Origin of the sequence: Vibrio sp. Evd11, from assembly GCF_900382755.1 — a bacterium.
Lineage (GTDB): Bacteria > Pseudomonadota > Gammaproteobacteria > Enterobacterales > Vibrionaceae > Vibrio > Vibrio lentus.
Genome location: NZ_OSDX01000009.1, coordinates 53,038 through 66,330, shown reverse-complemented (window position 1 = coordinate 66,330; position 13,293 = coordinate 53,038). Strand labels below are relative to the sequence as shown.

The 13,293-nt window shown below is 44.2% G+C and carries 11 protein-coding genes; all 11 read right to left on the bottom strand.

Annotated elements, in window-relative coordinates:
• Nucleotides 1-5: 5 nt before the first annotated feature.
• Complete coding sequence (gene fliE / locus ED652_RS05925) at nt 6-317, bottom strand: flagellar hook-basal body complex protein FliE (RefSeq protein ID WP_010439327.1); 312 nt, start codon at nt 315-317, stop codon at nt 6-8.
• Nucleotides 318-449: 132 nt separating this feature from the next.
• Nucleotides 450-1,859 carry a sigma-54 dependent transcriptional regulator gene (locus tag ED652_RS05920; protein WP_017104824.1) on the bottom strand — a complete coding sequence of 470 codons (1,410 nt, stop codon included), beginning with the start codon at nt 1,857-1,859 and terminating at the stop codon, nt 450-452.
• Between the two features lie 30 nt (nt 1,860-1,889).
• Nucleotides 1,890-2,924: a PAS domain-containing sensor histidine kinase gene (locus ED652_RS05915; protein ID WP_017104823.1), complete on the bottom strand. Its 1,035-nt coding sequence runs from the start codon at nt 2,922-2,924 to the stop codon at nt 1,890-1,892.
• 185 nt (nt 2,925-3,109) lie between these two features.
• Complete coding sequence (locus ED652_RS05910; RefSeq protein ID WP_017104822.1) at nt 3,110-4,576, bottom strand: sigma-54 dependent transcriptional regulator; 1,467 nt, start codon at nt 4,574-4,576, stop codon at nt 3,110-3,112.
• Nucleotides 4,577-4,804: 228 nt separating this feature from the next.
• The gene (gene fliS, locus ED652_RS05905; protein ID WP_017104821.1) at nt 4,805-5,215 is read right to left on the bottom strand and encodes a flagellar export chaperone FliS; all 411 of its coding nucleotides are present in this window, start codon (nt 5,213-5,215) and stop codon (nt 4,805-4,807) included.
• 12 nt (nt 5,216-5,227) lie between these two features.
• Nucleotides 5,228-5,533, bottom strand: a complete 306-nt coding sequence (locus ED652_RS05900; RefSeq protein ID WP_122053826.1) for a flagellar protein FliT — start codon at nt 5,531-5,533, stop codon at nt 5,228-5,230.
• Between the two features lie 3 nt (nt 5,534-5,536).
• Nucleotides 5,537-7,561 carry a flagellar filament capping protein FliD gene (fliD, locus tag ED652_RS05895; protein ID WP_122053825.1) on the bottom strand — a complete coding sequence of 675 codons (2,025 nt, stop codon included), beginning with the start codon at nt 7,559-7,561 and terminating at the stop codon, nt 5,537-5,539.
• A 22-nt stretch (nt 7,562-7,583) separates the two neighbouring features.
• Nucleotides 7,584-8,009, bottom strand: a complete 426-nt coding sequence (gene flaG, locus ED652_RS05890; RefSeq protein ID WP_017104818.1) for a flagellar protein FlaG — start codon at nt 8,007-8,009, stop codon at nt 7,584-7,586.
• Between the two features lie 81 nt (nt 8,010-8,090).
• Nucleotides 8,091-9,221, bottom strand: a complete 1,131-nt coding sequence (locus tag ED652_RS05885) for a flagellin (RefSeq protein ID WP_122053824.1) — start codon at nt 9,219-9,221, stop codon at nt 8,091-8,093.
• An 801-nt stretch (nt 9,222-10,022) separates the two neighbouring features.
• Nucleotides 10,023-11,156 carry a flagellin gene (locus ED652_RS05880; protein WP_004736189.1) on the bottom strand — a complete coding sequence of 378 codons (1,134 nt, stop codon included), beginning with the start codon at nt 11,154-11,156 and terminating at the stop codon, nt 10,023-10,025.
• Between the two features lie 700 nt (nt 11,157-11,856).
• Entirely contained in the window at nt 11,857-12,993 is a 1,137-nt protein-coding gene (locus ED652_RS05870; protein WP_122053823.1) for a flagellin, read from the bottom strand.
• Nucleotides 12,994-13,293: the final 300 nt, after the last annotated feature.

Sequence of the window (13,293 nt, the reverse complement as noted above, 5' to 3'; positions counted from 1 at the left end):
CTAACTTATACCGGCATATTCATAAGCTCTTTGTACGACTCGACCAATTTATTTCTAATTTGGATCGTCGCCTCAAAGGCCACACTAGATTTATTCCGAGCGATCATCACATCGGATAGAGATACACTCTGGTCACCGCTATCAAAGCGAGCTTGAAGATCGCCAGAGGTCTTTTGTAGTGAGTTCACGTTATTGATGGCTTGCGTCAACATATTGCCAAAGTCTGCACCAACCGCTTGCCCCGTTGCAGCGGGACGCGCGCTAGCAGCTTCAACCATCATTGCCTGCATTTCGCCTTGTAAACCATCTATTCTCATCTACTACCTCAGGAGTCAAAATTATGACTATCTATTTAGCTGTATTATTGACAGAGCAATTAGCGTGCCACACATTAATTTGACTAGACATCGTACTACAGCAGTCAGAAATCTGGCACCACTAATCTAGCCTCAGTTTGGGATATCTATTCCAGCATCACGCATTTTTGCCAACTTATAACGCAGCGTACGTGGACTAATTCCCAATTTTTCGGCCATCTCTTTACGGCGGCCATTACAAGCAATCAATGTTTCAAGAATAATCGCATACTCTTGATCTCGAAGCTCATTTCCAAGCCCTTCGCTGCCTGCCACAACTTTATTGATAGGATTCGCTTCAGCAATCGGCTTAATTTCTGGCGCTGCAACACTATTACCTTCAACAATTTGTTGTAGGCCACTTGCGTCTTGCCAATCAACACCCTCAAGTAAGATGTGTTCACCTGAAATATTTTCTTGCTCACTCAGAATTAGCGCGCGCTGCACGACATTATCAAGTTCACGTACATTCCCCGGCCAAGGATAATTGACGAGTTTACTGATCGCTTGCTCGGAAAGAGTAGGAACAGGCATACCGAGTTTGGTGCAATGACGTTCAACCAAATGCTTCGCAAGCGGCTCAATATCGCCTTTACGTTCACACAGGGCTGGCCACGTAATTGGGAATACATTCAATCGGTAGTATAAATCTTCACGGAAATTCCCTTCAGACACATACTGCTTAAGGTCGCGGTTACTGGTTGCCAGAACACGGACGTCCAGTTTGATGCTCTTGCGGCTACCTAGGCGTTCAACTTCGCGCTCTTGCAACACACGCAGCAGTTTCGCTTGAAGGCTAAGATCCATTTCACTGATCTCATCCAACAAAATAGTACCGCCCTGCGCTTGTTCAAATTTCCCAGGGCAAGCTTGAATAGCGCCAGTAAATGCGCCTTTGTCGTAGCCAAACAGTGTCGCTTCCAACATATTATCTGGAATCGCGGCACAGTTAATCGCAACAAACGGACCGTCTTTACGGCTCGAAGCGTTGTGAATATAGCGAGACATCACCTCTTTACCAGAACCACTTGGCCCTAGCACCATCACGTTGGCATCGGTTTTAGCCACCTTGTCGGCCAACATCATTAGCTTGATACTTTTCTCATCGGCAACAATGGCATCGCCATTATCGTCCGATTTTACGGGAGCGTAACGGCTCACCATATTAAGCAGAACTTCAGGCGCAAATGGCTTCGCCATGTAATCAATAGCACCTTCTTTCATTGCCGCTACCGCGTCTTCAATGTTGGCGTAAGCCGTCATCAATAAGACCGGAAGATTTGGCCAATGCTGCTTGATGTTTCTTAGCAATGCTAAGCCGCCCATACCCGCCATCTGTACATCAGAGACTACGATATCAACGGAGTTCGATTTCAATTTTACCAGAGCATCTTCCGCACAATCCGCTTCTAGCCATTCATAGCCAGCAAGTGCGAGTGTATCGACAAGGGCTTCGCGTAGACCTTCATCATCTTCGACGATTAACACTTTGCTTTGAGCCATAGGATTCTCCAGTGTAAATTCAGTTAAAACTTATTCATTTTCAGAAGAAGTACTTCTCTCTAACGGCAAGCACATTGTAAAGCATGCACCGTCCCCTTCTTCTGATATTAATTCCAATCGGCCTTCATGTGCTCGACAGACCATTTGCACAACCGCTAACCCCAAACCAGTACCTTGCGAACGAGTGGTAAAGAAGGGTTCCATAATTTTACCTTGAAGCTCTTTCGGTACGCCGGGGCCACTGTCTTGTACTGATATCTTAAGTTCGCCGTTTACGGGCCTAAAGAACACATCAATCTGCGATTCCTTGCCAGCAATTTGCACCGCGTTCAAAACTAGGTTGCTCAGAGCAGACGCAATAGCATTAGCGTTGCCAAACATCTGAGTCTCTTCGCCTTCCACTTCCTGGCAATAATCAATCTGGTTCGATTTTAATGCCGCTTCCACCATTGGGTGAAATTCAGTGATCAATTCAGCGACGGTAAACGGCTTCACAACCTTGTTGTCGCCACCTTTGGCAAACAACAACATGTCATTCACTTGCTTCTCTAAGTCATGCAATCTATCCATAAGCTTAGATTGAAAACGTGTCTTTGTAGCAGGAGGTAAGTTAGGCGCGGCAAGATTCGACGCGTATAACATCGCGCTCGAAAGCGGAGTTCGTACCTGATGCGCCAACGAGGCAACCATTCTGCCTAACGACGACAAACGCTGAAGATCACTCACGCGAGATTGTAGAAGACGAGTTTCTGTCAGGTCGGTAATCAAAATAAGCTGACCCGTGGTAGACGCTGAGATCGCCAAGCGAACCTTACGTCCGTTCTTTAATGAAATCTCGTGTCCATCATCGTCTTTAGGGTCAAAGGCACTTTGAATCACCGAAAACCACTTCTCACCCACTAACTCAACACCAAGAATACGGTGCGCTTCTGGGTTCGCTTCTCTTACTTCCCCATGAGTATCTAACAAGATGACACCTGCTGGCATCACATCAAGCACTTGCTTATAGCGCTCAACCTGCTGTTCAACTGAATCTAGGTGTGATTGATTTTCTGATTCGTGCATGTCAAAAATTTGCCTCAAATACTAAAACAGCCTGACACGTAAAACACGCGTCAGGCTATTTGCTATATTTATCACATAGTTAAGCAAGCAACAACTCGACTATGTCCTTTCTACTGTCTCAATCAAAACGATGTTTTAACTCAACACCCGTCTTAACTTGATACCGCTGAACGCGAATCTGAGCTCTATCGCTGTAGATTATATTTACGCATTTTTTCAACCAGAGTCGTTCTGCGCATGCCAAGCATGTCGGCAGCACGAGCAACAATTCCGCCCTGAGCTTCCAACGCTTGATTGATCATGTTCACTTCCATATCAGCGAGAAGCTCTTTCAAATTTACACCTTCAGGAGGCAGCTCTTGAGGTGCATTTGCGTTATCAGCGAGATCGTCTTGTTGGTCAAAGCTGAAATCCTCTGAGAACAAGTCAGCCAGAGCATCACGTTCTTGCTCTTCCTCTGATACAAAGCTATTAAACTCTGGTTGGAACTCAGGAATATCACTGTATCGATATTTAGTGGGCAGGTGATTGACGTCTACCAAACTGTTCGGGTAGAGGATAACCATACGCTCAACTAAGTTTGCTAGTTCACGAACGTTTCCTGGCCAGTAATGCTCCATCAGAGAGTTAATCGCTCGAGCGGTGAAACAGATAGGCATGCTGCCTTCCGCTTCCATTCGAGTCATCAGCTCTTGAAGCAGCAATGGGATGTCTTCTTTGCGATCTTGAAGCGCAGGCATTTCGATCGGAAAGACATTCAAGCGATAGTAAAGATCTTCACGGAATGAGTCATCGTCGATCATGTCTTCAAGGTTGCGGTGTGTTGCCGCAATCACGCGAACGTCAGCTTGAATCGTGTTGTTACCACCAACGCGTTCAAAGCATCGCTCTTGTAATACGCGCAGCAGTTTAACCTGCATCGCCATTGGCATATCGCCGATTTCATCAAGAAATAGCGTGCCACCTTCAGCTAACTCAAAGCGCCCTTTACGTGCGGTAATCGCTCCGGTAAACGCACCTTTCTCATGACCAAACAGCTCACTTTCCAATAAGTCTGGCGGAATCGCGCCACAGTTCACTGGCACGAAAGGCCCAGAGCGACGCTTAGAATGATAATGAATGTTTCGAGCAACCACTTCTTTACCCGTACCCGATTCACCAAGAATCAGTACATTCGCGTCAGTTGAAGAGACTTGTTCAATTAAGTGGCGAACTTCTTGAATGCCAGCACTTTGCCCAACGAGGCTACGAAACAGTGTGTTATCACGTGCAGAAGAAACAACTTGGACACCTTTACGACCTAAGAAGTCTTTACAGTGTCTCAATGCATCACTTAATTGAGGATAGTTAAGAGGCAGCTCTAATTCGCCAACATAGTTGGTGAGTTCATCGACCGAATGATTATGCTTGCCAATGACAAGCAATGGGATGTGATTTGCGTGAACGAGCTTTTCATTGAGTAAAGCGTTGAAGCCTTTACCTTTAATTGAGCCAATAATGCAGCCTGACCACTGTAGTGACCAATCCACTTTACGTGCTTGTTCCGAGCTGATTACTTCGCAGCTCTCTCCTACAAACTCTAATATTGTGCTTAAATTGTGACGATCTTGAGAATTATCATCGACGACAAGCAGTTTTGCCAAACCATGCATAAGTAGGAATTATTGCCTTTATTTTGGTGCGATGCGGAAAAACGGTGAGCAACGTAATCTATAAAACAGAAGAATATATCAATGATTATGTTTTACGTGGACAAATTAAGGAAATCAGCAACGAAAAAAGCCATTAGGCTATCTAATGGCTTCTATTTTATTTGATTAAAAAAATAAGGCAACCAACCAATTAACGTAAGTGTCGCTAGTTGGAAGGATAGTTTTTCTTTAAATACCTACGTCAGCAGACGTCAAGTTGTGATATTCGTTCGGAATTTGGTCCCAAGCGCTCTTAATTTCGCGGATAATATCGATAACATCATCAATTGGCTGTGGGTCATTTTTGTGATTTGCCGCAGAAATTTGCGTGATCATGAACTCATAAAGTTGATCTAGGTTTTTCGCAATATCGCCACCATCGGCCATAGAAAGGCAACTACGTAGGCTAATAATGATATCTAGAGCCTTACCAAGACGCTCACCTTTCACTGGAATGTTGCCCGCTTGCATTGCCGCTTTACCTTGAATCAAGCGTTCAATAGCACCCGCCATCAACATTTGTACAATCTTATGGGGTGAGGCAGCTGTTAGCTGACTATCCACTGATACCTTTTTATATGCCTGTAAAGAACCGCGCATAGTAAACCTCTTCTATAAAAACTTTTTGTATTGTTGAACTGATTTAGCACCGTGACGGTATTTGTGTAGGTTCTTACCTACTCGAGTCGTCTCAGACTGCATCAATTCGACCAATTTTCTGGTTCTGGTAATGGCTTCAAACCATTCAGAACTTTGCTTAACGTCGGGGTGTGAGTCGATGAATTGAAGCACGTTTTGCAATAACTGTTCTCTGTTATCGACAAGCTGCGTTATTTCTTCAGCATTAATTTCACTAAACTCGAACTTAGAGATAATTAATTGATCCAGTTCACAAAGCTCTTGAAGCTGGGTATTCATCGATTAGCCCAACGCATTCATCATACTGCCCAGTTGAGACTGCATTTTGCTGGTCGCATCTTGCATAGCCGTAAACTTAGAGTGTGTCCGGTTTTGTAGGCTATCCATGCGACGGTCCAATGCACTTTGATCATCAACCAAGCGATAATTCTGTTCGACCAGACTCTTTTCTCGTGTACGAATAGAGCCCGTAATACCGGTAATGCCTTGAATCGCATCTTCCACTTTTTTGGCGAAACCATTGTTACCGCCAAAGAACTCACCCAACTTATCGAAGTTGTTGTTGAGTTGACGGTCAAGCATGTCGTAGTTGATCTCTAGCGAGCCTTGTCTAGTTGTCGTGATACCAAACTCAGTCAATGATTTAAGGTTATCTGGCGCACCCTCAATGCTCGACGAGAAGACACCTTTTAGCCTTGAGTCGGCATTACGTACCGTACTATCACCAGAAAGTGGGCCTTTTTGGCCTGTTGTTGGGTCAACACCCGCCAAATCTTTAGACACTTGATAGAACTGGTTGTAAGAACTCACAAAGGATTCGATATCTTGGCGAACACTATTGCGGTCGTACTCAACACCGATTTCTGCCGGTGGCTTATCTTTCGGTGTTTTTCCTTTAACCGTAATATCGATACCTTCAACGGCATCTTCAATCACATTATTATTGCTAGAAAGCTGAGCAACGCCGTCCAAAACCACCATTGAATCTTGACCAGCTTGAACTTCCGTCATACCGCTATAGGTATCAAATGATTGCTGCGCTTGAGCTAGGTCGGCTTGTACTTTGTCGACTTTTTCCAATTGCTCACGCTCTTCAGGCGATAGCTTAGAGCGCTCGATGGTTTTAGCTTGTTCAGCGGTCAATTCGCCCTTTTCTACTTTTTCAGCCAGCTTAGTTTTTTCTTGAGCGATTTTCTCTTCAATACGAGCTTGTTCGGCTTCGAGTTTCTGCTGTGCTTCTTTTGGCGTGACGTATGAATCGGTCAAGGTACCTGATGCTGCATTTGACCAACCCGGAACATCGGGTGCTTTCTCAATTGCTTTTTCATCAAGCTCAAGTTCAGGTGAGTAATAGGAGTCTAGGAGCGTACCAGAGGCCGTCTCACTCCAGCCTGGAATATTGTCTTCAGGCATGACCGACTTTGCAGCTTGAGCTGCGTCTAGAGCAGCCTGACCGTCAGCTGCGGCTTGTTCGCCGTAGCTCAGGCTTTGAGAGCCTTCATCAGCTGCTGTGGAATCTGTTTGGGTTGCCGGAATGATATTTCCGTTTTCATCGAGTGTTTCACTTGCATTTGGGTCATCGTTAGCGATTGCGCCATCGATGAGTTCGACCGCTTTGCCTGCCGGCGTTAGAGCTAGGAGTTCTTGAGCAGCAAGGCGAGCTTTCTCTAACGATTCAACACGCTCTTCAAGCGTTCTGTATTCGAGTTTTTTTAAGGGGTTTGCAGAGTCGGAATCGACATTGATATTGATTTGTTGGTCAGAACCAGACTGATTGGAAGCAACGATAAGTCGCGGGCCTTCAACATCATTGATGATAGAAGCACGAACGCCTGGGTTTTTATCTGCGCCGTTAATTCCGCGAACAACCTCGATCAGTTTCGATCTATCGCTAACTTGTACGTCAAAGCTCTTGTCACCTAATGAAATCTGCAGCTTGCCTGGACCAAATTTCATGTCTTCTGACAATACATCAGAAGCCACTTTATGGCTTTGGGCAAGCTGCAACACATCGATGGCATATTTGCCAGCGATCGCTTCGGTAGTCGCTGTTGCAGAAACCAGACCTTCATCGGTACTTTCGACTGTTCTCACAGCGAAAGCTTTCTCCTGACGAAAGTTTGTCATCAGGTTTTTCATCGAATCGAGAGATTCTCTGAGTCTTCCATAGGCACTAATGCTGGTATCGATTCGCGTTCGTTCATTGTCGATTCGTTGCTGTTTAGGCACACGCTCAGAATCAACAATTTTGCTGACCATGGAATTGATATCCATGCCAGACGAAATCCCCATTGGGCCAAAACTCATTAAATCACCTCAATAATACGACTTAAACCTTCACCTCAAATATTCGACTATTTGAGTTTTGGGCTGCTAGGCGTCTTAGAATTTCAAGCATTTCTTCATCGGGAATCTGGCGAATAATATCTCCAGTCGTGGTCTCATAAATCGTGACCACATCTCTCCCCGATTCTTCATCGACTTTAAAGGCAACACCTTTATTGAGAGAAGAGATAAACTCGTTTACCTTCTCTACCATCTTGACTCGCTCTTCATCATTTAACTCTTGTCTATGTTGAGCCAATTGAATCGCCGCTTCAGTAGCTTCCTCTTTCGATTTCTCTACTTTGCCATAAGATGTTGCTTCTTTCAGTCGTGAAGTACTCGACGCACTACTACCTTCATCGCTTGCAAATTTAATGCCATTAGGTGAGCCATAAGGCTGGATGTTCGATGTGTTGGATGATATTTCCATAACAGTCTCCCTCCCTCCTTTGTGAGCCATACAGTAAAACTCTACCCAAAGTAGAGTTTACCGCTACTTACCGAAGTAAGTTTAGCCCAATAAGCTTAGAGCTGCTGATGGTGATTGTTTTGCTTGAGCTAGGATAGAAGTACTCGCCTGTTGTAGGATTTGAGACTTCGTCATTGCTGTTGTTTCTTTCGCGTAATCAGTATCTTTGATACGGCTCTTAGATGCATTAACGTTTTCGTTGATGTTATCTAAGTTGCTGATTGCGTGGTCAAAACGGTTTTGGAAAGCACCAAGAGAAGCACGGTTACTATCAACAGATTTCAGTGCGCCATCGATGATAGACACCGCTTCGTTTGCACCAGCAACTGAAGTTACGTCGATATCGTTAACAGTCACGTCTTTAGCTGCACCAATACCAAGTTCACCAGCAAGGCTGCCACCGAACTCAACATCACCATCAACTTTTTGGCTTGAAGCGAAAAGTTGCAGTTTGCCGCCTTCACCAACAGACGCTTTAACGTCTTGGCTTTGACCGTTGATGTAAGTTGCCAGCTCTTCGATATCATTGCCTTCTTTTGCAGAAATAGACAACTCTTGAGCTTCACCAAACTTATCGTTGTATTTGATAGTCAGATCAGAACCTGCAGCCACACGCCAAGAAGCATCTTTGCCTTCTTCTACGCCGTAGCTTTTGCCGCCCATGTCTTGAGTATCAGTACGCATGTTGTTCATCGTAAGCATTACTGCTTCACCAGAATCAGCACCGATTTGGAAAGATTGGCTACCGTAAGTACCGTTAAGAAGCTTGTTACCACCAAAAGAGGTCGTTTCAGCGATACGGTTAAGCTCAGTGTTTAGTGCGGAGACTTCTTCTTGGATCGCAACACGTTCAGATTTGCTGTTTGAACCATTTGAAGATTGAAGAGAAAGGTCACGCATACGTTGCAGTATGTTGGTTGACTCATTCATTGCACCTTCAGCTGTCTGTGCAATAGAGATACCGTCATTCGCGTTTTTCACAGCCATATCTAGGCCACGGCTTTGCGACGTTAAGCGGTTAGAGATTTGTAGGCCCGCAGCATCATCTTTTGCGCTATTGATTTTATAGCCAGAAGACAAACGCTCCATTGATTTTTGAGTACCTTCAGCCGCGCTATTTAGGTAGCGCTGAGCCGTCATTGCAGACACATTAGTGCTTACATTAATCGCCATAGTTGATCTCCTTTAGGCATTTTTAATGTACTTATGTAACTCTCACCTCACACAAATACATGTCAATTTTGTTTATGCACCAGTGTCTCTCTCACCTTACATTGGTACATATCATTTCTCTCAATCCCTTTAACGGCCCCTTAAGTAGAAGCTTTAATAAAAAATGTGCTTTTTTTCGTATTCTTTTCAACAACAAAGAAAAGTGTGATCGGGATTCAATTAATAGAGCAACATTAGCTAAAGTTTCCATTCAACTTGGATTAATGAGCGTGGTGTTGAATATAAAAACCAAAAAAGATCCCTGATATCTCGTTCTACTCGATTCTGCGATGACGGCAGATGTCTCATTAATTTATGAACCACTCGTCATTGGTCACTGTGGTAAGTGAGATATTGAACAACGCTTCTATTAAAAAACAGATTCCTGATACCTCGTTCTACTCGGTTCTGGAATGACGACAAATACCTTTGTTCAAACTGAAACATTATTCACTCAGGCCAACAGTGCTCATCTCGCGATACTGTGAAGTCATCATCACTCTAATCCCCTTCATTCCCAACAGTGAGGGACGAGCGTGATAGGGAATCTCGCTTTTGCTCCTGATCATCAACTCTACTATTTCCCAAGTCCTTCGTTTACCAAATAACGGGTAATAAAAAACCCAGCCGAAGCTGGGTCTGTTTAGCGCTCATCTCTCACCACGAGCTAATTTGTGGAAGCCTAACGTTAACGTTTATGATCAACAACGCTTATGATCAACAGCGCTTATAACCAACATGGCAACGTGGCCTTTCAATCGATTAACCTAGTAGGCTAAGTGCCGAGTTCGGTGCTTGCTTCGCTTGAGCAAGGATCGAGCTTGAAGCTTGAGAAAGGATCTGAGATTTAGTCATCTGAGTCGTTTCTTTCGCGAAATCGGTATCTTTAATACGGCTCTTAGATGCGTTAACGTTCTCGTTAATGTTGTCTAAGTTGCTGATAGCGTGGTCGAAACGGTTTTGGAAAGCACCCAGTTCAGCACGGTGGCTGTCTACGTACTTAAGTGCCGCATCGATGACTGCTACAGACTCTTGTGCGCCACCAACTGATGTCACGTCGATAGTATCAACCGTTACATCTTTGCCAGGCTGCATGCCTAGTTCACCAGCAAGGCTGCCAGAAAATGCCACTTCGCCTTCAACTTTGTTGTTACCAGTAAACATTTGTAGCTTACCGTCTTCAGTTACAGACGCTTTAACAGAGTCTTGTTGACCGTTGATGTACGTTGCTAGCTCTTCGATGTCGTCGCCCGCTTTCGCAGACACATCGATTTCTTGTGCTTGGCCGAAGTTATCGGTGAACGACATTTTTAGGTCGTTTGCGCCAGCTTGAACGTTCCAGTCTTTGTCTTTCGCGTTCTCAGTTTGGTAGCTCTTACCACCCATCTGAGCGTTATCAGAGCGCATATCTTTCAGTTGAAGCATTACCGCTTCACCGTTATCCGCACCGATTTGGAATGATTTAGTACCGTGAGTACCGTTAAGCAGCTTGTTGCCACCAAAAGACGTGGTTTCCGCAATACGGTTCAGTTCGTCGTTTAGTGCTGTTACTTCTTCTTGAATCGCTACACGCTCAGATTTTGAGTTTGAGCCGTTTGAAGATTGTAGAGACAAGTCACGCATACGTTGCAGGATGTTGGTTGTCTCGTTCATTGCACCTTCAGCAGTTTGTGCAATAGAGATACCGTCGTTCGCGTTACGAACAGCAACATCAAGGCCGCGGCTCTGAACGTTCAAACGGTTAGAGATTTGTAGGCCCGCAGCGTCATCTTTCGCGCTGTTGATTTTAGAACCTGAAGCTAGGCGCTCCATTGATGTTTGTTGTGCGCTGTTTGCGTTGTTTAGGTAACGTTGCGCAGTCATCGCTGAAACGTTTGTATTTACATTCACTGCCATGGTGATTTCTCCAATTGATTTTCCGGTATAGCGGTTTCCGACGTCTCGGAAAACCAAGTAGTTCTCTCAAAGTTACTTTTAATAACGGCTCAAAATCCCGAAGCTTTAGAAAAACTTTTAAAAAACCACAAATAAAATATTAACTCTTTATTTATCAGCAATTTAAGTTTATCACTTTTCTAAAACAGCTATCGGATTTAATGGGCTAAAGATCCTAACTTGTTCAAAAAACACGCTAACTGTCGTTCAAATTAGTCAAAGCTCAGAAATGATCAATCACCAAAGATCGCAGATGGGCATAAAGATTGTGCAATTTATCTAGCCAAGGAGAGCGTTTGTAACCAAGAAAATGGGTTGAATTGAAACAGAAGGATCAGAAATCTAAAGTTAGAAGCCAGCGGGAAACGCAAAAGACAGGAAAACAAAAAGATAGAAATAAGAAAGATAGGAAACAGAGAAATAAAAAACAGAAAGGAAAAAGCCCCTTTTCCTTTGAGAGAACCGGGGCTAGTTGGCAGGTCAGAGCCTGTGTGGAGATCATCGAGAAATGAACACATTTCTGACTCGCCGTTGCATTCTTACCGTAAAAATGAATAGCAGGTGAGAGATGAGAGAGCTAAACACTCATAGTAAGTATGCTTGCCAGTATCCCTTGCTGTATGGCTCACGTCTGAACACAAACAGCAAGTTCAACCAATAACTATTGCAATAGTGTCATTGCAGAGTTAGGCAACTGTTTTGCTTGAGCAAGTATCGAAGTACCTGCTTGTTGCAGAATTTGTGATTTGGTCATTTGCGTCGTCTCTTTCGCAAAGTCCGTATCTTTGATTCGGCTGTTAGAAGCGTCTACGTTCTCTTGAACGTTCGCCAAGTTATTAATACTGTGGCTTAGACGGTTCTGTTTAGCACCCAAATCAGCACGCTGTGAATCTACATACTTCATTGCAGAATCAATTACGCTGATTGCGTTTTGTGAACCTGCAACGCTAGTCAGGCTGATATCTTGAACCGATGTTGCACGGCCTTCACTCTTAATACCTAGCTCAGATGCTAGGCCACCAGAGATCGACATTGCACCGTCAAGGTCAGGTTCAGCAACGAATAGTTGTATGCGACCATCATCGGTCACCGATGCGTTCACAAGATCAGATTGACCATTAATGTAAGTAGCAAGCTCTTCGATATCATCACCCGCTTTGGTATTGATATCTAAAACGATGTCTTCACCTGCTTTGGTTCTAAATTCAAACTTAAGATCGCGAGCTTGTGCTGGTACTTCCCAACTTTTGTCTTTACCGTTTTCAGAATCAAACGTTGTACCACCCATACGGAAGTCATCAGCACGAACACTAGTGAGTCCCATAATCATTGCTTCACCAGAACTAGAACCTATCTGGAAAGAGGCCTCACCAAATGAACCATTCAACAGACGACGGCCACCAAATGAGGTCGTTTCCGCGATACGGTTTAGCTCATCTTGAAGTGCCGAAGACTCTTCATTAAGCGCTGTACGTTCCGCTGCCGAGTTCGTACCGTTTGATGATTGAATCGCCAGATCACGCATACGTTGTAGTACGTTGGTTGATTCGTTCATCGCGCCTTCAGCGGTTTGTGCAATTGAAATACCATCGTTGGCATTACGCATTGCCACGTCTAAACCACGTGATTGCGCCGTTAAACGGTTCGAGATTTGCAGACCGGCTGCATCGTCTTTCGCGCTGTTGATTTTATGCCCTGATGACAAACGCTCCATAGAGGTCGCTAAATCATTAGACGCTTTATTTAGGTAACGCTGTGCTGTCATAGCAGAAACGTTAGTGCTTACATTAATAGCCATTTTGCTCTCCTTATGAGTTCGCAAACTTTCTGCGAAGCGGCCAGCTTTACTCTCATATGGATAAGCACTGACCGTGTATTACTCGCTAAACCCTATGCAGGGTTTAAGATCTGTATAAATCATTTTATGACCAACACATATACAAGTTATATGCCAAGTTTAATACTGTTTTGATTAATTTTTAATATACATAAAATCAATCACTTAAATTAAAACTTAACTCGATTTGGTTTTACTAGCTTGGGGAACAAAAAGTATCTTCATTCGCCCATTGCCGCTTTTTGCCGCTATTCTCAAACA